Origin of the sequence: Pseudomonas sp. ZY71 (assembly GCF_036542145.1) — a bacterium.
In the GTDB taxonomy this organism is placed as follows: Bacteria; Pseudomonadota; Gammaproteobacteria; order Pseudomonadales; family Pseudomonadaceae; genus Aquipseudomonas; species Aquipseudomonas koreensis_A.
Window position 1 is genome coordinate 5,412,081 of sequence record NZ_CP144274.1, and the last position, 21,567, is coordinate 5,433,647.

The following is a 21,567-nucleotide window of genomic DNA, read 5'->3' on the forward strand; positions in this document are numbered from 1 at the left end:
GGAGCGCAGCGACCGTTTGGCGCAGCCAAACACAGCGAGAGGAGGTGCAGCGAAGCAAACCGTAGGCGCTGCGCCCGGATCGATCCCGCAGCGAAGGAACCCCGAGCCCCAGCGAGCGGGCCGCACGCAGGAGCAAGCCTTTTTGGTTACTTTTTCGGCGTCTGGAAAAAGTGACCCGCCGTAAGGGCCATCCCTTTCAAGGTCTTCGGTAAAATCCCCTGAAATTTCATTCAGGGATCCCAAACGATGTGGGCCGATGTTCTAGCGCGTTTCGAGAAAAAAGCACCCGCCAGTGTCATGGCTAAATTGGCGCTGGAGCAGGCTATTGCCCCTGAGTGGGTCGATCAGGTTTTCGAAGAGCATCGGCAACGGCAGTATTCTCGTGAGCTACTGTTCTCGACCATCGTCAAGCTGATGTCCCTTGTTTCATTGGGCTTGAAGCCATCCCTGCACGCCGCCGCGCGGCAACTGGAAGATCTTCCTGTCAGTTTGGCGGCTCGGTACGACAAGATCAGTCGTACCGAGCCGGCGCTGTTGCGCGCCCTGGTTACGGGCTGCGCTCAACGCCTGACTCCAACCATAAAAGAGCTGGGTTGCACGACGATGCTGCCGGGTTGGCAGGTTCGGGTAGTGGACGGTAATCACTTGGCATCCACTGAGAAACGTCTGGGAGCTTTACGTCACGAGCGCGGCGCCGCTCGTCCCGGTTTTTCGGTGGTGGCCTACGACCCCGACCTCGATCAGGTCATCGACCTTCAGGCGTGTGAGGATGCCTACGCAAGCGAGCGTGTTTGCGTGCTGCCGCTGTTGGCTGATGCCGAGCCGGGCCAAGTGTGGTTGGCTGATCGACTCTATTGCACGCTCCCGGTCATGGAAGCTTGTGAGCAGGCCCAGACCTCCTTTGTCATTCGCCAGCAAGCCAAGCATCCACGCTTGATTCAAGAAGGTGAGTGGCAAGAGCCGGTGCCTGTGGAAACAGGCACTGTGCGTGAGCAGGTCATCCAGGTCAGAGGCGGTTACCAATGTCGGCGTGTCGAACTGACGCTTCATTCGCCAACGGACTCGGGAGACAGCAGCTTGATGTTCTGGAGCAACCTACCCCAAAGCGTCAGTGCACAGCAGATCGCAGAGCTCTATCGCCGCCGCTGGAGCATTGAAGGTATGTTCCAGCGACTGGAAGCGATTCTGGAAAGTGAAATCGAAACCCTTGGCAGCCCGAAGGCTGCCTTGCTCGGGTTCGCTACTGCGGTATTGGCCTACAACGTCCTGGCCGTCCTCAAACGAAGTGTCGAGCAAGCTCACCGGGAGACTCAACCTGAAGGATGGGAAGCTTCCATCTATCACTTGGCGGTTCAGGTCAGGAGTGGTTATGAGGGAATGCAGATTGCACTGCCCTCAGAATATCTTCCCGTTGTCCCTCTGGAGCAACTGGCCCAACGCCTGTTGGAGTTGGCCAGAAACATCCAGCCCAAACAAGTTGCGAAAAGCCCCCGCGGTCCCAAGGTGCCTAAACCCAAGACATGGGTTCAAGGTACAGCGGTCCATGCTCATGTCTCAACGGACAGAGTTATCAAGGCTGCCAAAACGAAAAGACCTTGAAAGGGATGGCCGTAAGGGCGGAACCCTAATCAGCAACACCCGCAGCAACGGATATACATCCAAAACCCCAAAGAGCATGGTCGGCCCAAAGGCCGCCAAGTCGAAAAGCGTGAACCCTGTCAAAACCCTGAACACACAATCAGAAACACCGCCCCCCATTGAAACCACCCAAGCCCTGCCCCATCTAAGACCCATACCCCATTGCGCAGGTGCCCCATGAGCGACCAGCAAGAATTCCCGGAAAACCCCGACGACTACACCGAAGCCGAAAACATCGAACACACCTCCTCCGGCAAAGGCCTCGCCCTGCCCGGCCAGAACCTGCCGGACAAGGTCTACATCATCCCGATCCACAACCGCCCGTTCTTCCCGGCCCAAGTCCTGCCGGTCATCGTCAACGAAGAACCGTGGGCCGAAACCCTCGAACTGGTCAGCAAATCCGAACACCACTCCCTGGCCCTGTTCTTCATGGACACGCCCCAGGAAGACCCGCGCCACTTCGACACCGACGCCCTGCCGCAATACGGCACCCTGGTCAAAGTCCACCACGCCAGCCGCGAAAACGGCAAACTGCAATTCGTCGCCCAAGGCCTCAGCCGCGTACGCATCAAAACCTGGCTGAAACACCATCGCCCACCGTATCTGGTGGAAGTCGAATACCCGCACCAGCCCACCGAGCCGACCGACGAGGTCAAGGCCTACGGCATGGCGCTGATCAACGCGATCAAGGAACTGCTGCCGCTCAACCCGCTGTACAGCGAAGAGCTGAAGAACTACCTCAACCGCTTCAGCCCCAACGACCCGTCGCCGCTGACCGACTTCGCCGCCGCCCTGACCTCCGCCACCGGCCCCGAGTTGCAAGGCGTGCTCGACTGCGTGCCGATGCTCAAGCGCATGGAAAAAGTCCTGCCGATGCTGCGCAAGGAAGTCGAAGTCGCGCGCCTGCAAAAAGAGATTTCCGCCGAAGTTAACCGCAAGATCGGCGAGCATCAGCGCGAGTTTTTCCTCAAGGAACAACTCAAGGTCATCCAGCAGGAACTTGGCTTGACCAAGGACGACCGCAGCGCAGACCTTGAACAGTTCGAACAACGCCTGGAAGGCAAAGTCCTGCCGGCGCAGGTGCAGAAGCGCCTCGAAGAGGAAATGAACAAGCTGTCGATCCTCGAGACCGGTTCGCCGGAATACGCGGTTACCCGCAACTACCTCGACTGGGCGACCTCGGTGCCGTGGGGCGTGTACGGCGAGGACAAACTCGACCTCAAGCACGCGCGCAAAATCCTCGACAAACACCACGCCGGCCTCGACGACATCAAGGACCGCATCCTCGAATTCCTCGCCGTCGGTGCTTATAAAGGCGAGATCAGCGGCTCCATCGTGCTGTTGGTCGGCCCGCCAGGCGTGGGTAAAACCAGCGTCGGTAAATCCATCGCTGAATCACTCGGCCGGCCGTTCTACCGCTTCAGCCTCGGCGGCATGCGCGACGAAGCCGAGATCAAGGGCCATCGCCGCACCTACATCGGCGCGCAGCCGGGCAAACTGGTGCAGGCGTTGAAAGACGTCGAAGTGATGAACCCGGTGATCATGCTCGACGAGATCGACAAGATGGGCCAGAGCTACCAGGGCGACCCGGCCTCGGCGCTGCTGGAAACCCTCGACCCGGAGCAGAACGTCGAATTCCTCGACCACTACCTCGACCTGCGCATGGACCTGTCGAAAGTCCTCTTCGTCTGCACCGCCAACACCCTCGATTCGATTCCGGGTCCGTTGCTCGACCGCATGGAAGTGATTCGCCTGTCGGGCTACATTACCGAAGAGAAAGTTGCCATCGCCAAGCGTCACCTGTGGCCGAAACTGCTGGAAAAGGCTGGCGTGTCCAAGGGCAGCCTGAGCATCAGCGACAGCGCGCTCAAAGCCTTGATCGACGGTTACGCCCGTGAAGCCGGCGTGCGTCAGCTGGAAAAGCAAATGGGCAAACTGGTGCGCAAAGCGGTGATGAAGCTCATTGATGAGCCGAAAGCGGTGATCAAACTCGGGCCGAAAGATCTCGAAGCGTCACTCGGTCATCCGGTGTTCCGCAACGAACAAGTGCTGTCCGGTACTGGCGTGATTACCGGTCTGGCCTGGACCAGCATGGGCGGCGCCACGTTGCCGATCGAAGCGACGCGGATTCACACGCTCAACCGTGGCTTCAAACTCACCGGGCAACTCGGTGATGTGATGAAGGAATCGGCGGAGATCGCCTACAGTTACGTCAGCTCGCACCTGAAACAATTTGGCGGTGATGCGAAGTTCTTCGACGAAGCCTTCGTCCACCTGCACGTACCGGAAGGCGCGACACCGAAGGACGGCCCGAGCGCCGGCGTGACCATGGCTAGTGCGTTGTTGTCTTTGGCGCGTAATCAGCCGCCGAAAAAAGGCGTGGCGATGACGGGTGAACTGACGCTGACCGGGCATGTACTGCCGATTGGTGGGGTTCGCGAGAAGGTGATTGCGGCAAGACGGCAGAAGATTTTTGAGCTGATTTTGCCGGAGCCGAATCGGGGGAATTTTGAGGAATTGCCGGATTATCTGAAGGAAGGGATTACTGTGCACTTCGCGAAGAAGTTTGCGGATGTGGCGAAGATCCTGTTCTGACAGACAGCCCCCCTCACCCCAGCCCTCTCCCTGAGGGAGAGGGAGCCGACCGTGAGATATTGCAGAGTTACGCCGATCTGAAATTACTTCGCTGAATCCATAATCGACTCAGTCTTTCAGGTCGATGTATGACACAAGACACCTCGGTCAGTCCCCTCTCCCCCTGGGAGAGGGAGCCGACCGTGGGATATTGCAGAGTTACGCCGACCTGAAATTACTTCGCTGAATCCATAATCGACTCGGTCTTTCAGGTCGATGTATGACACAAGACACCTCGGTCAGTCCCCTCTCCCCCTGGGAGAGGGAGCCGACCGTGGGATATTGCAGAGTTACGCCGACCTGAAATTACTTCGCTGAATCCATAATCGACTCGGTCTTTCAGGTCGATGTATGACACAAGACACCTCGGTCAGTCCCCTCTCCCCCTGGGAGAGGGCTAGGGTGAGGGCTTGGCGTTGTCACACTTTGTCTCATCTTCAGTTATGCTCGCCGTTCGTCGTGAACGCTCGGAGCCGCTGACCCTATGTCCCCCACTCGCCTGTTTCTCCCCCTCGCCCTCTCGTTGCTGGCCGCCTGCGCCACGCAACCGAAACACAACGTGACCGTGGAAAAACAAAGCGAATGCCCCGTACGGCTGACCAACGGGCAAAACCTCATCATCATGCTGCCAAGCAACCCGACCACCGGCTATCGCTGGGCCATTCAGGACTCCGCTGGCGGCGTGCTGCGCGCGCTCAGCCCCGAGGTCTACAGCAATCCGGAAGATGCCGGCGTGGTCGGTGCAGCGGGTCTGTCGACCTGGCGCTTCCAGGCTTTTGCCCCCGGCACCGGGCGTCTGCGTCTGACCTCGCAACAGCCATGGGCGCCGGAAGTGCTGCCGGTAGAAACCTTTGACTGCGCCATTTCGGTGAATTGATCGTGGGCTGGCTGATTCTGGCGCTGATGGGCGCGGTGACGTTTCTCTACGGCGTCAGCACCCATGCGGCGTTGCTGTGCTTGCTGGTGAAACCGCTGCCGGTGCTGGCGCTGCTCGGCTGGCTACATGATGCGCCGCCCAGCGACTATCGGCGCTGGATCAGCCTCGGGCTGATTTTCTCGTTGCTGGGTGATGTGTTGCTGGCGTGGCCGGGCGATCTGTTTGTATTTGGCCTCGGTGCGTTTCTGGTCGCGCATCTGGCGTATCTGAAGGCTTATTTGAGTGACTGCAAGCGTCTGGCGATTCTGCCGCTGGTACTCGCTCTCGGTGTTGGCGCGGTGTTGCTAGGGATTTTGATTTCCAGTGGACTCGGGCCGTTGCTGTTGCCGGTGATTGTCTATGGCACGGCGATCAGCGCAATGCTGTGGCGCGCCCTCGCTCGCCTTGGCACCGATGTGCCCAAACGTTCGGCGCTTCTGGCGGCGGGCGGTGCGCTGGCGTTTGTGTTCTCGGACAGCGTGATCGGTATCGACCGTTTCGTCGCCCCTTTCCACGCCGCACCTTACGTCATCATCCTGAGCTACTGGCTGGGCCAGTGGGGCATCGCCGCCTCGGCGTTCTCTCAAAGTAAACGCGCCAGCCTTTAAAAGATCGCAACCTGCGGCAGCTCCTACAGAAAACCGCATTCCCCTGTAGGAGCTGCCGCAGGCTGCGATCTTTTGATTTGCCGCTTTATCAGACAACCCAAGCATCCCGACGCCACTTTGGCTAAAATGCCGGCCTTTTCCACCGACACCGCCGGAACCGCCGTGAGCAAAGAACCCGATCGCATTTTCGCCAAGCCTTTGGCCCAGGTACCTGACTTCGCCTTCAACGAAGACGTGGTGCGGGTGTTCCCGGACATGATCAAGCGCTCGGTGCCGGGTTACCCGACCATCGTCGAAAACCTCGGCGTGCTCGCCGCGCAGTTCGCCCAGCCGAACAGCGTGCTCTACGACCTCGGCTCGTCACTGGGCGCGGTCACTCAAGCCCTGCGCCGCCACGTGCGCACCGACGGTTGCCGGGTGATCGCTGTGGATAACTCCGCCGCGATGGTCGAACGCTGCCGCGAATACCTCAACGGTCAGGATTCGATGTTCCAGGAGTTGCTGCCGGTTGAAGTGATCGAAGGCGACATTCTTGCCCTCGATTTTCAACCTGCTTCGGTGGTGGCGCTGAACTTCACCCTGCAATTCATCGCCCCGGATCAGCGCACCGCGTTGCTCTCACGCATCCGCCAGTCGCTGCTGCCGGGCGGCGCGCTGATTCTCTCTGAGAAGCTGCGTTTCAACGATGCCGAAGAACACGCCTTACTCACCGATTTGCACGTCGCCTTCAAACGCGCCAACGGCTACAGCGAGCTGGAAATCGCCCAGAAGCGCAGCGCCATCGAAAACGTCATGAAGCCTGACAGCCTCGAAGAACACCGCGAACGCCTGTTGGCGGCCGGGTTCTCGAAAGTCGTGCCGTGGTTCCAGTGTCTTAACTTTGCCTCGTTGATTGCCTTGCCATGATTGATCTGTCCCCCCTCGCCCGCCGTCTGGCCGGCACACCGCTGGCCGAATGGGCCAACACCCTGCAGGCGCAACTCGACAAGAAAATGGAGAAAGGTCACGGCGACCTGGAGCGCTGGCAAAGTGCACTGGACGCCTTGCCGAAGATTCAGCCGAGCGAAATCGATCTGCTCAATGGCCTGAGACTCGACACCGATTGCGACGACGAAACCCGCGCGCAGATGCGTACTGCGCTGATGGGCCTGTCGCCATGGCGCAAAGGGCCGTTCGATCTGTTTGGCGTGCACGTCGACACCGAATGGCGCTCGGACTGGAAATGGTCGCGGGTCGCGCCGCATCTGGATCTGAAGGGCAAACGCATCCTCGATGTCGGTTGCGGCAACGGCTATTACATGTGGCGCATGCTCGGCGCCGGCGCGAACAGTGTGATCGGTGTCGATCCGAACTGGCTGTTTTTCTGCCAGTTTCAGGCGGTGCAACGTTATCTCTCAGAGCCGAACGCGTGGCATTTGCCGTTCCCCTTTGAAGACCTGCCGCCGAATCTGGAAGGTTTCGACACGGTGTTTTCGATGGGCGTGTTCTACCACCGTCGCTCGCCGATCGAGCACTTGCTGGCGCTGAAGGATTGCCTGGTCAAGGGCGGTGAACTGGTGCTGGAAACGTTGGTGGTGGAAGGCGACAAGCATCAAGTGCTGGTGCCGGAAGACCGTTATGCGCAGATGCGCAACGTGTGGTTCCTGCCGTCGGTGCCGGCGCTGGAGTTGTGGTTGCGTCGTGCCGGGTTCACCGACATTCGTTGCGTAGACGTCAGCACCACGACGATCGAAGAACAACGCGGTACCGAGTGGATGAAGTATCAGTCGCTGAGCGACTTCCTCGACCCGGAAGACCACAGCAAAACCATCGAAGGCCTGCCGGCGCCGATGCGGGCGGTTATCGTCGCCAAGAAGTAATACAACTTCTCAAACACCGCGGTGAACTCACCCCTCACCCCAGCCCTCTCCCCAGGGAGAGGGAGCCGATCTTCGGGCTTTTCAAAACTTGAGTTCGACTCGGTATCTCAGGTCGGCGGACCTCGCCCATCCAGCTCGGTCAGCCCCCTCTCCCGCTGGTAGAGGGAGCCGATCTTCGGGCTTTTCAAAACTTGAGTTCGACTCGGTATCTCAGGTCGGCGGACCTCGCCCATCCAGCTCGGTCAGTCCCCTCTCCCGCTGGAAGAGGGGGCCGATCTTTGGGCTTTTCTAAACTTGAGTTCGACTCGGTATCTCAGGTCGGCGGACCTCGCCTATCCAATCCGGTCAGTCCCCTCTCCCTCTGGGAGAGGGTTAGGGTGAGGGGCTTTTTGCTCTTCGGGCGCGGAAGAACTCGGTCAACACCGCGCCACACTCCTCCGCCAATACCCCGCCTTCATACAACACCCGGTGATTCAAAAAGCCCTGGGTAAAAAACTGCCCCTGACTCTGCACAATCCCCGCCTTCGGCTCCAGCGCGCCATACACCACCCGCGCCACTCGCGAATGCACGATCAAACCGGCGCACATACTGCACGGTTCCAGCGTCACATACAGCGTACTGCCCGGTAGACGGTAGTTATCCACTGCCTGCGCGGCTGCACGAATGGCGACCATTTCCGCATGGGCACTCGGATCGCTGGTGCTGATTGGGCAATTGAAGCCGCGGCCGATGATTTCGCCATCCTGCACCAGCACCGCGCCCACCGGCACTTCACCCAGCGCGGCGCCTTGTGCGGCGAGGGTCAGGGCTTCACGCATGAAGTCACGGTCTCGGCTGCGGTCGATGATCGCGGCGGGGCGAATCTGGCGCATCACTTCACCTCGATGGCGGCCATCAGGCCGGTTTCCATGTGGTCGATCACGTGGCAGTGGAACATCCACACCCCCGGATTATCGGCCACCAGCGCCACTTGCGCGCGCTCGTTCTTGCCCAACAAATAAGTGTCGGTAAAGTACGGAATGATCTTGTGCCGGTTCGACGCGATCACCTTGAAACTCATGCCGTGCAGGTGGATCGGGTGCTGATACTGGGTCATGTTCTTCAATTCGAAGATGTAGCTCTGCCCCAGTTTCAGGCTGGCGATCGGTCGGTCGGCACAAGTCTTGTCGGTAATGTCCCAAGCCTTGCCGTTGATCTGCCACAGGCTCGGCGGCCGGCCATTGTCGACGTTGACCGACACCGAGCCGACCCATTCGAAATTGAAGTTGAGTTTCTCGGCATTGGCCAGGTCCGGCTCTGCCACCGGGTTGGCCGGCAGCGCTTTTGGCCAGTCAGTCGGCGCCTCGTTATTGGCCACCGAACGCAGGGTGCCGAGACGCACCGGGCCATTGCGCAGCGACAACTCTTCGCCCGCCGCCGGTGCCTTGATCGCCAGACAAATGCGCATGCCCGGACCCAGCCAGTATTCCTTGCCCAACGGCCGTGGCTCGACCGGATTGCCGTCCAGCGCATAAATCTTCGCTTCGACGCCGGGAATGTTGATGCGGTAAGTCAACGTGTTGTCGAGGTTGAGCAAACGCACCCGGGTGATCTGCCCGGCCGGCAGTTCGATCACCGGGGTCGGCACGCCGTTGATGGTCGACAAGCGCCCCGCCGTGCCACCACGCGCGGCTTCACGGGGAATGCTGAACTCGACGAAATTGCCTTCGTCTTCGATGTGCCAGTTTTTCAGGCTCAAGGTTTTTTCGTACTTGAAACCAGTGGGTTCGCGCTCTTCGATGATCAGCGGCCCGACCAGTCCGCGCCCGAGTTCTTCGCTGCTGCTGACGTGCGGGTGATACCAATAGCTGCCGGCATCCGGCACGCGGAATTTGTAGTCGAAGTATTCACCCGGCAACACCGGCAGTTGCGAGACGTACGGCACGCCGTCCATTTCCAGCGGCAGACGAATGCCGTGCCAGTGAATGGTCGTCGCCACCGGCAGATGGTTGATGAAGCGCACCCGCAGCCATTCGCCCTGGCGCACACGCAACTCGGTGCCCGGCGCCGACGGGCCGAATGCCCAGGCCTCGGTCTTGTGCCCCGGCACCAGCTCGACGTCGAGCGGTGCGGCGATCAGTTCATAATCGTGGCCCGCCTCGGCGTCGGCCATTTTGCCCAGCCAATAACGCGACGCGCCCCCCGCACCAACGCCAACGACAACAAGACCGGCCAGGCCACCGAGGATTTGGCGACGGGTAAAGGACATGAACTCAACTACCTCACGTATCAGCGACAGGCCCTGAAGGCCTGCAAAAGGCGAATACGATACACCTGCGGTTGAGAAACAGTAAGGGCGACCTGAGGCCGCACATCACCTGCCGGCTTAAGGCCGCAGCCCGGTAATCAGGTGCACCACACCGTCCGCCAAGGGCATCACGCCCGCGACTCCGGCGGCGCTCAACGCCCGTTGGTCGATGTGCGACACATCACGCAACACTACACGCACCCGCGTCAACGCCAGCGGTTGCTGCGACTTCAGGTTATCCACACCGCCCAGCGCCGCGACGATATCGACGCTCAATCCGTCGCTCGGCTCGGCCGCAGCTGTCGGTGTGTCCGCGACCAGATCCGGGGTCAGGGCTTTCCAGAATGCCTTCTGCAATTGATCGAACATGTTCAGTTCTCCAGAACCCGTAAAGTATCGACGGTTGCCTCATGAAACAGCTGCAACGCCTCGCGCACCTGCCCGGCACTTTCCAGACCGAGCACCTGTTGCGCGATGATCTGACAATCCGCCAGTTCCAGCTCGCGCACTGTTGCCTTGACTGGGGCAATCATCGGCACGCTCACCGACAGTTCGTCCACACCCAACCCCAGCAACAGCGGCACCGCCAGACGTTCAGAGGCCATCGCCCCGCACACGCCGACCCATTTGCCATGGGCATGCGCGGCCTTCACAGTCATGGCGATCAGACGCAGCACCGAGGGATGAAAACTGTCCGCCTGACTGGCCAGACGCGGGTGGTCGCGATCCATCGCCAGGGTGTATTGCGTCAGGTCGTTGGTGCCGATCGAGAAGAAATCCACCAGCGGCGCAAACAGATCCGCCATCAGCGCTGCGGCCGGCACTTCGATCATGATCCCCAGTTTCGGCCGTTGCGTTAGCCCTAGCGCGAGGATTTCCTCGTCGAGCATCTGCCGCGCCAGACGCAGCTCCGACAGCTGCGTGACCATCGGCAACATGATGTGCAAACGTGTCAGATCGCAGCAGCCGAGCATGGCGCGGAACTGCTCTCGCAATAATTGCGGGCGCTCCAGGCACAAGCGAATGCCGCGCACGCCGAGGAACGGGTTGGTTTCGCTGTCCATGGGTACGTAGGCCAGCGGTTTGTCGCCGCCGACATCGAGGGTGCGCACCACCAGATTGTGCGCAGGCCCGACACAGCGAGCGATCGCGCTGTAAGTGGCGACCTGTTCGTCATGGCTCGGCGCGTGGTTGCGGCCCAGGTAGAGAAACTCCGAACGCAGCAGGCCGACACCCGCGCCCCCCGAGGCCATGGCCTGCTCGGTTTCAGCCAATGAGGCGACGTTGGCCGACACCTCGACGTGATGGCCGTCACGGGTGCGCGCCGCGAGCGCTGCATTGGCCAGCTCATGCTCGTGGCGTTGGCACTGTTGCGCGTGGCGCGCTTGCCATTGTTTGATCGCCGCCGAGTCCGGATGCACATGCAGTTCGCCTTTGTCGGCATCGAGCAGTACTTGAGTGCCATTGCTCAGCGCAAGCATCTGCACCGGCACCCCGCAGATCGATGGCAGGCCACAGGCGCGGGCGAGAATCGCCACGTGACTGGTCGCGCCGCCCCCGACCGTAGCGAAACCCAGTACCTTGCTGGTATCGATACCGGCGGTCTGCGACGGCGTCAGTTGATCGGCAATCAGAATGCTCCCTTGCGGCAGCTCCAGCGCCTGCTCGCCAATCCCTAGAAGCAGTTTGAGCACGCGGCGCCCGACATCGGTCAGATCCGCCGCCCGTTCGGCCAGCAGTGCACTGCCGAGCTGGCGAAACATGATCGCGGTTTCTTCAGTGGCGGCGCGCCAGGCGAACGCCGCACTTTTGCCCTCGTCGATCAACGCTTGCGCCTGATCGAGCAGACCCGGATCTTCGAGCAGTTCCTGATGGGCCTTGAAGATCTCGGCTTCGGCTACACCAGCAGCGGTATCACGCAAATGCTGCAAGGCCAGATCGGCTTCGATCAGGGCATTGGCGAGGGCCGCACGCTCGACGTCTGCTCCGCCGCCAAATTCGCTGACGTCGAAGACCGGTTCGCTGATCTGCACCACTTGGCCCAATGCCGAACCGGGTGACGCGCAGACGCCCCGCAGAAGCGTTAGCGCCTCCGTGACGACGACCTCGGTAGGCGCCACTGCCGTTACCGTTTCACCGCAGCCCTCGGCCAGGAGCCGGGTCAACGCTTCGATCGCAGCGTCAGCGTCTTCGCCCACCGCACTGAGCTGTACGCTGTCGCCAAAAGCAGTTTGCAACGCCATGATCGCCACCAGGGATTTGGCGCTGGCTTGAGCCTGCTGCTTATGCAGGTAAATCTTTGCCGAGAAGCCCTTTGCCGCTTGCGCGAACACTGCCGCCGGGCGCGCGTGCAGACCATTGGGGTTGGGCAGTTTCAATGGTTGCGAGAAAACAGCCTGCCCCTCTGTCGCCACTGCTTCCTCGCTGAGTGCCTGGGTGCTGGCTATTTCAAGCAACGGCTGAGCGCTTTCGACCTGTCCGCTCGACGCGACCAGCCAGGTAAACGGCTCACCGCTGACCACCAGCATTAACGTCATCAGGCTGCGCGCATGCCGGGCGATGTAATCGGCGTCGAACTCGATCAGGGCCTGCCCGGCGGCAACCCGTTGCCCCTCTTCGATCAGAACAGTGAAGCCTTGCCCGCCGAGGTTCACCGTATCCAGGCCGATGTGCATCAACACCTGCACACCATTGTCATCGATGATGCTCACGGCATGCCCGCTGGCCTGCACGTTGCTGACAATTCCGGCCATAGGAGCACACAGGGTCGACGAGGTCGGATCGATGCACAGACCGTCGCCGATCACGCGTCCGGAAAACACCGGATCGGGCACTTGCTCGAGCGCCATCAGGACACCGGACAAGGGAGCCAGCAGTTGCAAAGGTTGGGGTGTGGCCATGACGTCACCTGCAGTTTTGTTCTTTGAAGTACCGATGGAGCACGACGCTCCATCAGCATCGCTTATTTCCACCAGTATTCGACCTGCAATCCGACATTCGCACCGTGGCGAGCGGTGCCGAAAGCGCCGGTGTCAGACAATGCCGAGCCTTTCGCCAGTTCGTTGGCCGCACGTTTCGCCGCCTCGTTCCAGGTGGCATACGTGTAATACAGACGCACCTCGGGACGCGCCCAGAACTCCGGGCCCTTGGGCGACCAGGTCGGGGCAAACGTGAACTTGCTCAGCTTGCGTGTGCCACCCGGGGCTTCGACTTGATCGTGACCCAGTTCGGTGACCAGTTTGAAGTGTTCGCTGAACGCATAGGCGGGACGCACCCCCAACGAGATCCAGTTCTGATCGGCACCGTCCGGGCGAATGTCTTTCTGATACACCGCCGCGATCTGACCACCGAAGCGCGGCGTCACCTGCCAGTCGAAAAAATCGACGATCCGGTAGCTTTTGTTGCTGTCGTCCAGTTTGACGTTGCCGGTATACCCCAGTCCGGTGCCCGGCCCTTCACCATATTGCAGCGCCAGTTTGTTCTTGCCGCCGAGAAAATCCTTTTGCACATGTTGCGTGGTGATCGCCCAGCCTCGGTGGGCATCGCGGCTGTCGGGCTTGTCGATATAGCTCAGGCCGAACTCCAGCTCACCGCCCGGGTTGGTCTTGAAACCGGCGACGTTGAAGTCATGCCGATTGATGTAGTCCTTCTGGTACAGGTTGTCCTTGCGCGAGAAGGCGTAGCTGTATTTAAGGTCGCCGATCAATACGTCTTCGACCCCGCCCCCGGTGGCGCTCTGGTTCCAGTAGTAGAAGTCGGAAATATGGATGTCGTTACGCTTGTAGTAACGGCGTCCGGCCCACAATGAACCGCCATTGAGTGCGGGCATCGCCGACCACTGTGCGTAGGCTTGCGGCAAGCGTATCGAGCCATTGTCGTCTTTGAACGTGGGGCTGCGGTCGTAGCGGTTATACAGCGAGGCCATGCCGTCGACACTCAGGACCGAACCATCGTCGAGGGTGTACAGATCCTGACGCAACTCCAGTTCACCGTACTGCTCGCACTCGTTACCCAGACGATATTTGGTCTGCGCACCGGGTAACTGGAAGCACGACTGACCGCTGCTGTTGACCGACGTGCCGACACCGCTGCGCAAATAGCCGCCAAACTCCAGCGCTTGTGACGCTGGCGGTAAAGCCAGGCAAAAACCTGCGACTGCAAGGCTGCGATTTATTGTTGTTTTCATAAGCCACCCCATTGTTTTTATTGTCTGGTTGCATGAATTCGGCGCGCAGAAATCCCCCGCGCAGTGCTCTGCGTGTTGTTTTGAAAGCTGTTTTTTTAGTTAACGGTCAGGGATCGATCAGGTGCAGAACGAATGACTCGTAAGGTCTTAAAGTCACCTGGCGCTTGCGCAACGGCCCGTCCGCATAATTGCTGATCAACTGGCGCTGGCTCATCGACTCGCTGATGACCGTCGCCGGCAACTCCACTTCACAGGTTGTCCCGTAAAAGTTGTTCACCACCAACAAACGCTCGGCGTCACCTTCACGCACATACGCCCAGACCTGCGGATGCTCAGGCAGCAATTGTTGGTACAGCCCGTCGGTGATCAACGATTCGCTGCGGCGCAGCGCGATCAGACGGCGGTAGTGATGCAACACCGAGTCCGGGTCGTCGAGCTGATGGGCGACGTTGATCTGCGCGGCATTGGCCGGTACCCCGATCCACGGTTCGACGCTGCTGAAACCGGCGTTCGGCCCAGCGTCCCAGTGCATCGGCGTGCGACCGTTATCGCGGGACTTCTGCATGATCGCCGCCATGTTGTCGGCATCGCTGCTGCCGGCTTCGCGCTTGAGGCGAAAGATGTTCAGCGTCTCGACATCGCGATAATGCTCGATCGATTCGAACCCCGGATTGGTCATGCCCAGCTCTTCGCCCTGATAGACGAACGGCGTGCCTTGCAGAAAATGCAGCGCGGTACCGAGCATCTTCGCCGAGCGTTCGCGGTACTCGCCTTCATGGCCGAAACGCGAGACCACGCGCGGCTGATCGTGGTTACACCAGAACAGCGCGTTCCAGCCGCCACCGGCCTGCATGCCGGTCTGCCAGTCGGACAGAATTTTCTTCAGCTGAAGGAAATCGAAGTCGGCGCGTACCCACTTCTGCAGGTTCGGATAATCGACTTTCAAGTGGTGAAAGTTGAAGGTCATCGACAGTTCTTTCGACTGCGGATTCGAATAGCGAATGCAGTGTTCGAGGCTGGTCGATGACATCTCGCCGACATTGATCAGCTCGTGCCCTTCGAAGACTTCGCGGTGCATCTGCTGCAAGTACGCGTGGACATTCGGCCCGTCGGTATAAAAGCGGCGGCCATCGCTGCTGTCTTCGGGAAAGTCCTCAGGCTTGGAGATCAGATTGATCACGTCCAGACGAAAACCGCCCACACCCTTGTCTCGCCAGAACTGCATCATCCGGAACACTTCAGCGCGGACCTCGGGATTGTCCCAATTCAGGTCGGCCTGGGTGTGGTCAAACAGGTGGAGGTAATACTGACCGGTCTGGGCCTCGTACTCCCAGGCGGAACCGCCGAACTTGGATTCCCAGTTGTTCGGCTGATCACGCCAGATATAGAAGTCACGGTAAGGATTGTCGAGGCTGCTGCGCGCCTGCTGGAACCAGACGTGTTCGATCGAGGTGTGATTGACCACGATGTCGAGCATCAGCTTGATCCCGCGCTTGCCCGCTTCGGCGATCAACAGCTCGCAGTCGGCCATGCTGCCGTAGCTCGGATCGATGGCGTAGTAATCGCTGATGTCGTAGCCATTATCACGCTGCGGCGAACGCAGGAATGGCGTGATCCACAAGCAGTCGACGCCCAGCCAGTGCAGGTAGTCGAGCTTGGCGACGATACCGAGCAAATCACCTGTCGGGTTGCCGGCGTGGCTATGAAAGCTCTTCGGGTAGATCTGGTAGATCACCGAACGTTGCCAGTCTTGCATGGCGCAACTCCTTCAATAAGTCCGTGCAGCTCGTACCCACATTGAAATGCGATCAACTGTGGGAGCGAGCCTGCTCGCGAAAGTGCTTGATCAGGCAACCCGGTAACCGGGCCGGACAATCTTCATGCTCAATGCACAGGTCAGAACAAACGGCACGAGCATGGCAATCAGCATCCCCAGCACAAACATCGGGATGTACTGCGGAATGATCGAGATGAATCCCGGCAGGCCACCAACGCCAATGGCGGAGGCCTGAACCTTGTTCAACGACAGAAACACACAGCCCAGCGCCGAGCCGGTCAGCGCGGCGTAAAACGGAAACTTGTAGCGAAGATTGACGCCAAACATCGCCGGTTCGGTGATACCGAAGTAGGCGGAAATCGCCGAGGTCGACGCCATGCTCTTGTCCCGCGCATTGCGCGTCATCCAGAACACCGCCAAGGCAGCACTGCCCTGAGCGAGGTTGGACATGACGATCATCGGCCAGATGAAGGTGCCGCCCTGGGTCGAGATCAATTGCAGGTCGACCGCGAGAAACATGTGGTGCATGCCGGTGATCACCAGCGGCGCGTACAGCAGACCGAAAATCGCGCCACCCACCATCGGCGCCAGGTCAAACAACATGACCAGCCCTTCGGTGATGAAGATGCCGATGTGGCGAGTCACCGGGCCGATCACCGCCAGCGCCAGCACGCCCGTAACGACGATGGTGGTGATCGGCACCACGAGCAATTGAATGGCGTTGGGTACGCGCGCACGCAGCCATTTTTCGATGACGCTCATCACGTAGGCCGCCAGCAGAATCGGCAGGATCTGCCCCTGGTAACCGACCTTTTCCACCTGAAACAGACCGAGAATGTCGAAGTACGGCAACTGCTGCCCGTCCAGCCCGGCCACGGCCTTGCCGTAGTTCCAGGCGTTGAGCAGATCCGGATGTACCAGCATCAGGCCAAGCACAATGCCGAGGATCTCGCTGCCGCCAAAGCGTTTGGCCGCCGACCAGCCCACCAGCGCCGGCAGAAACACGAACGAGGTGTTGGCCATCAGGTTGATCAGGCTCCACAGCCCGTCGAGTTTCGGGTAGGCATCGAGCAGGGTCTGCCCTTCGATGAACATGCCTTTGGCGCCCAGCAGATTGTTGATACCCATCAACAGGCCGGCAATGATCAGCGCCGGCAGGATCGGCATGAACACGTCGGAAAACACCCGCACCAGCCGCTGCACGGCGTTGATCTTTTCGGCGCTCTTCTGTTTGACGTCAGCGATGGTCGACGCCGCGAGACCGGTCTGGCGACGCAGTTCGGCATAGACCTTTTCCACTTCGCCCGGACCGATCACCACCTGATACAGGCCGCCGGTGAAGAACGAGCCTTTGACCAGATCGATCTGATTGAGCGTGGCAGTGTCGACCAGGCTCGGGTCCTTCAGGGCCAGCCGCAACCGCGTGACGCAATGGGCAGCCTGTTCGAGGTTTTCGCTGCCGCCGAGGCTTTGCAGCAATTGCCTGGCGATATTCGGGTAGTCGTGGCTCATGCTAGTTCTTCCGCTATGGATTGTTGTTATTGGCAGCACGCCGAAGCGAAAAATACTCGTCTGTACGAGTTAATGCAACAACTCGTACAGACGAGTTTGTTTATGCTTATTCCCGCCAGACCGAAGACGAATTTTCCTACTCAGCCCTAAGGTGATTTCCATCGTCCACATGGACAAAGCCCTACCCTGGCCTTAAGGTTCGTGGCTTTGAGCACAGTCGGCACCGAGCCTACCCATGAGCAAATACAACCAGATCTATAGCGATCTGCTGGCCAGCATCACGACTGAACGCCTGGAGCGCGGCGCCCGCCTGCCTTCCGAAACCGAACTGATGGACAGCTATCAGGCCAGCCGTGGCACGGTGCGCAAGGCTATCGAACTGCTTCAGGAACGCGGCTTTGCGCAGAAGATCCACGGCAAGGGCACCTTCGTGCTTTCGACCAACCCGATCGAGTTTCAGCTCGGCGGCATCGTCAGCTTTCAGGAAACCTACCCGCGCCTGGGCAACGACGTCAGTACCGAGGTGGTCGAGTTGAGCCAGATCCCGCTCGAAGGCGCCCTGCTCGAGCATATCCATGCCGAACCGGGCAGCCTCATCACGCGGATCAAGCGTGTGCGGCGGATCGACGGCAAACGGGTCATCCTCGACATCAACCACTTCGTCAGCGAAGTCATTCCCGGTCTGTCCCTCGATATTGCCGAGCAGTCGATCTACGCCCATATCGAACAGACCCTGCAGTTACAGATTGCCTACGCGCAACGCACCATCGAAGCGGTGCCGCGCAGCAAAGATGATCAATTGCACCTGGACCTCGACGGTCAGAGCCATGTGATCGTGGTCAGCAACCAGACCTTCCTTCAGGACGGTCGTCAGTTCGAGTACACCGAATCGCGGCACACCTTGGACAAGTTCTACTTTTCCGACGTGGCACGGCGCTGACCCCGGCACATTTCCAACGATCCTGTGCGGTACATATGTAGTGCACTCCCCTTGAGCGAATCGGCCATGCTCGGCCCTCATTTCTCAAGGATGGAGAAAGCATGTACGCCACCCAACCAAGCCCTCTGCCGAACGCGGCCGACAAGGCTGCTCTGAAGCGAATCGCCTATACCGTCGTGCAGAACTGCCCCGGCCTGCAGGACGCCGCCCGTGAAGCGGCCCGTGATCTGCTGGAAGCCCAAGGCTTGTCCAGCCTTGATCCGGATGAGGTTTATTTCCATCGTTTCAAGACGGCCCAGAGCAGTACCCGCTCGTTTACCGGCTGGGAGCACATCCGCGAAAAACCCTACGAATCGATGACCCTGACGCAGTTGGTGATTCATCGTTTTCGCGCCACCGACCAGGACAATGCCGATCTTCTCGATCTGTACGGCGGCTTCTATACGGAAGGTCCGCAGTCTGAGAATTTCGACGAAAAGAACCAGGTGCGCCTGCATGGCAATGAGGTCTTGAAGGCGTTCTGGAACCTCGATTTCAGTGGGCACTACACGGCCATTCTGACGGACTTCTGGAACAGTCACGGCGAGGATTTCCGCACCTTGGCCAAGTGCAATTTCCTTAGCCGTGCGGTGCAGGCTCTGGATCTTGGGCAGCTCAACGGCAGTGACTTTCAATGGCTGGTGGATTCCGTGGTGGGGCCTATCAGTTGGCCGGTCACCTTGAGCATGCTGCAAGCGAGTCACACGCCAACGGGAGAGGTTTGCGCCTTCGACATTGACGGGCACGTCGCCCCGCAACTGCTGCGCCTCGTCGCCCCCGCCGGCCGGCAGATTATCTATTTGCCCAATGAAGCCGAGGCATTTGTGGTCAAGGAAACGGCGGCGGACCTGCATTGGTGGGTGCTGGATCAGCTGAACGACGCAAAACGCCGCGCGACCTTCCTGAATCATTTTGCTCTCGCCGATCGTCAGCAGATGAGCGAGAACATTAGTGATCTGATGAATCGCCTGGTGGCCACCTGGGGCCGGGCCGACCATCACCTGATCAACCGTACAAACCAAGTGCTGAGCGATGATGCATTCAGTTGGCTACGCGACTCGACCCGCCAGGCAATGTTCGCAGAAGCGCACCTGTCCCTGACATCCAATGGCGATCTGCGCAAAAAGTTGTGGATCGGTTATCTCAGTGCGGGTCTCAAGGTGTTCGGGCCGATGGCCACTGTCGGATGGCCGCTGGCGTTGCCGGTAATAGGCGCGACCATCGCCAGCATGGGCCTGAATATCGATCAGGCGCAGAACGGCAAGACCAACGCCGAACGCAAGGCCGGCGTATTGGGGGCGGTACTGAGTGGCATCAACCTGTTATTCAACCTTCCATTGCTGATCGGCACCGGACCACTGCTGGAGATTGGCGCCGAAGTCGATGCGGCACAGGCCGCAGAAATGGCCGAGTACAGCGAAGCGCTGAATCCTCCCTCCGAGGCTGACAAGCCAATGCAGATCATGGTGCCGGACGATGCCGAAATCACCCTGCCAAATGTCGATGAAACGACGCTGATTCCTGCGCAGAACGCCCCATCGCCAGCGGTACCCGAACGTTATCAATGCAACGAGTTGCTCGACGGCACGGCACTCGGCGAGGAGTCCGGGAAGTTCCACGGAATCTACCGTCTCGACGCTGATCCGCCCTACGCCATCCTGATGAATGACGCTCCGTACTACGTGCGCTACTTCGCCAACTCTCGGGGCAGTGGTGACTGGGCGATCATTGACCCCGAGCGACCCAACCAGCTCGTCCACGCCCTGCCTGTCCGTCTCAATGGCGAAGGTGAATGGGAGCGCATGCCAGCACTGGGCCTCAAGGGAGGCGGTCAGTGCATGGGCAAGCAATGCGCCCCTGATATCGAACTCGATACCTTCGAACCGGTATCACCGGAGACGCCCGCACAACCAGTGGCAGAACCGCAATCGTCGACATCACGGCCCCCGTGCCCGGTGACCAGCGCCTACGACATCGACCCGCCGGTGCGTCGTTCGATAAAAGCCTGGGCACTGAATCTCAACGAAACACATGCCCAGCTGCAGCCCGACGGTGCGGGCGGTTTCGGCATGGACGACCCGTTCGAGTTGTATGCCGCTGGCAAACGCCAACTCCTGCAGAGTTCAGCCCGAGGCTTTTTCAGGAACCTGCCGTGGGTTATTCAGCCTGCGCGGCCGGTAATGCCCGCAATCAGCCGCCTGATGGCGCTGACCGATCTGGTCGACGGGATTTTTGAGAGTGCTTCGGGGCTGGTGGTGGGAGAAACCCTTGATCGCATCGCCAGCCTGCGTTTTCTGATTGAAAGCATGCCGGCATTGGCCCGCCACGCGAAAACCCTCTACATGCGCGGGCTGCTCAGTGACTTCGCTCAGGTTGAACTGAACCGCTACTTCATCAGCGGCCAGATGACCGTGGATTTACGCACTTACCTGAACAGCCTCGGCACCGATCCCGGCGGTCGATTCAACCCGTTGGAGCTGGTCCAGGTCGCACGAGCGAACGGGGTTCGGGTCCAGGCGATCGACTGCGCCGCCAGCTACAAAATGAAAACCCCGCTGCCCTCCGTCGACGAGCAGATGATGAGCACCTATCTGACAAACGACATCATGACCGGCGATGTCTACCTCAACAGCCCGGGAAAATGGATCGTAGTGACGGATGCTCACAACACCAATACCTTCAGAGGACTGCTGGGCATCAGTGAGTTGAAAGGAGCAATCGGTCTGCGAATCGATGAAGTCGGCATTGGTGAAGAGCTGGGCGTGGATGTCGATCCGGGTATTGAAGTACCACGCGGCAGCTCGCCCGGTGGCACTGTCAGGCAAGGAAATCCGGATCTTCTGCGCGCCGACTTGCGCTTGAAAGTCCAGGCACCCGAGCTGGCCTGGAGCGAGGAGACGCTGGAGAATCTTTTGTACAGGCGTGGCATGTATCTGTTTGAAAAAGCGGGCGACAGCTACACGCTGATCCACCGCAGCAAACAGGGCATGCTCCAGCGCACGCCGATAACTCGATTGAGTGACGGCAAGGTCTCGCTCCTCCGACCTGCGTGGCAGCGTGTGAATGACATCGCGTTCGCCAATCTGAAGGACATGTCTCAGCGGTTGTCCGATACCGGACTGATATTGCGTAGCCGGATCCCTGATTGAGGCTCTCCGGTTGAACATGAG

Annotated in this window: 15 protein-coding genes; 8 read left to right on the forward strand and 7 right to left on the reverse strand. The window is 59.7% G+C overall.

What is annotated here, in order from left to right:
- Nucleotides 1–297 precede the first annotated feature (297 nt).
- From VY732_RS23915 to cmoB, 6 genes are all read left to right on the forward strand, one after another.
- On the forward strand, nt 298–1,599 hold the full coding sequence (locus VY732_RS23915) for an IS4 family transposase (RefSeq protein WP_331695891.1): 1,302 nt from the start codon (nt 298–300) through the stop codon (nt 1,597–1,599).
- Nucleotides 1,600–1,815: 216 nt separating this feature from the next.
- Entirely contained in the window at nt 1,816–4,233 is a 2,418-nt protein-coding gene (gene lon / locus VY732_RS23920) for an endopeptidase La (protein WP_331691944.1), read from the forward strand.
- Nucleotides 4,234–4,756: 523 nt separating this feature from the next.
- The gene (locus tag VY732_RS23925; protein WP_007916811.1) at nt 4,757–5,149 is read left to right on the forward strand and encodes a protease inhibitor I42 family protein; all 393 of its coding nucleotides are present in this window, start codon (nt 4,757–4,759) and stop codon (nt 5,147–5,149) included.
- A 2-nt stretch (nt 5,150–5,151) separates the two neighbouring features.
- A complete protein-coding gene (locus VY732_RS23930) occupies nt 5,152–5,796 on the forward strand; it encodes a lysoplasmalogenase (RefSeq protein WP_331691947.1) in 645 nt (214 codons plus the stop codon).
- A 126-nt stretch (nt 5,797–5,922) separates the two neighbouring features.
- Nucleotides 5,923–6,702, forward strand: a complete 780-nt coding sequence (gene cmoA / locus VY732_RS23935; protein WP_175559565.1) for a carboxy-S-adenosyl-L-methionine synthase CmoA — start codon at nt 5,923–5,925, stop codon at nt 6,700–6,702.
- Nucleotides 6,699–7,655: a tRNA 5-methoxyuridine(34)/uridine 5-oxyacetic acid(34) synthase CmoB gene (cmoB, locus tag VY732_RS23940; RefSeq protein ID WP_331691949.1), complete on the forward strand. Its 957-nt coding sequence runs from the start codon at nt 6,699–6,701 to the stop codon at nt 7,653–7,655. Before cmoA ends, cmoB begins: the two co-directional genes overlap by 4 nt.
- A 372-nt stretch (nt 7,656–8,027) precedes the next feature.
- On the opposite strand, the gene tadA is transcribed toward cmoB, so the two are convergent.
- From tadA to treP, 7 genes are all read right to left on the reverse strand, one after another.
- Complete coding sequence (tadA, locus tag VY732_RS23945) at nt 8,028–8,528, reverse strand: tRNA adenosine(34) deaminase TadA (RefSeq protein ID WP_034156281.1); 501 nt, start codon at nt 8,526–8,528, stop codon at nt 8,028–8,030.
- A complete protein-coding gene (locus VY732_RS23950; protein WP_331691952.1) occupies nt 8,528–9,904 on the reverse strand; it encodes a multicopper oxidase family protein in 1,377 nt (458 codons plus the stop codon). The genes tadA and VY732_RS23950 overlap by 1 nt, the downstream gene beginning before the upstream one ends.
- 117 nt (nt 9,905–10,021) lie before the next feature.
- Nucleotides 10,022–10,312 (reverse strand): PTS transporter subunit EIIB, encoded by a 291-nt coding sequence (locus VY732_RS23955; RefSeq protein WP_331691953.1) that lies wholly within the window; start codon nt 10,310–10,312, stop codon nt 10,022–10,024.
- Between the two features lie 2 nt (nt 10,313–10,314).
- Nucleotides 10,315–12,843 carry a phosphoenolpyruvate--protein phosphotransferase gene (gene ptsP / locus VY732_RS23960; RefSeq protein ID WP_331691954.1) on the reverse strand — a complete coding sequence of 843 codons (2,529 nt, stop codon included), beginning with the start codon at nt 12,841–12,843 and terminating at the stop codon, nt 10,315–10,317.
- Nucleotides 12,844–12,905: 62 nt separating this feature from the next.
- Nucleotides 12,906–14,129 (reverse strand): maltoporin, encoded by a 1,224-nt coding sequence (locus VY732_RS23965; RefSeq protein WP_331691955.1) that lies wholly within the window; start codon nt 14,127–14,129, stop codon nt 12,906–12,908.
- Between the two features lie 106 nt (nt 14,130–14,235).
- Nucleotides 14,236–15,885, reverse strand: a complete 1,650-nt coding sequence (treC, locus tag VY732_RS23970) for an alpha,alpha-phosphotrehalase (RefSeq protein ID WP_331691957.1) — start codon at nt 15,883–15,885, stop codon at nt 14,236–14,238.
- 90 nt (nt 15,886–15,975) lie between these two features.
- Complete coding sequence (treP, locus tag VY732_RS23975; protein WP_212621118.1) at nt 15,976–17,418, reverse strand: PTS system trehalose-specific EIIBC component; 1,443 nt, start codon at nt 17,416–17,418, stop codon at nt 15,976–15,978.
- A 235-nt stretch (nt 17,419–17,653) separates the two neighbouring features.
- Here treP and treR point away from each other — a divergent pair, with 235 nt between their 5' ends.
- Together treR and VY732_RS23985 are read left to right on the forward strand one after the other, a co-directional pair.
- Nucleotides 17,654–18,358 carry a trehalose operon repressor gene (treR, locus tag VY732_RS23980; protein ID WP_034156275.1) on the forward strand — a complete coding sequence of 235 codons (705 nt, stop codon included), beginning with the start codon at nt 17,654–17,656 and terminating at the stop codon, nt 18,356–18,358.
- A gap of 101 nt (nt 18,359–18,459) precedes the next feature.
- Nucleotides 18,460–21,546 carry a membrane-targeted effector domain-containing toxin gene (locus VY732_RS23985; protein ID WP_331691959.1) on the forward strand — a complete coding sequence of 1,029 codons (3,087 nt, stop codon included), beginning with the start codon at nt 18,460–18,462 and terminating at the stop codon, nt 21,544–21,546.
- Nucleotides 21,547–21,567: the final 21 nt, after the last annotated feature.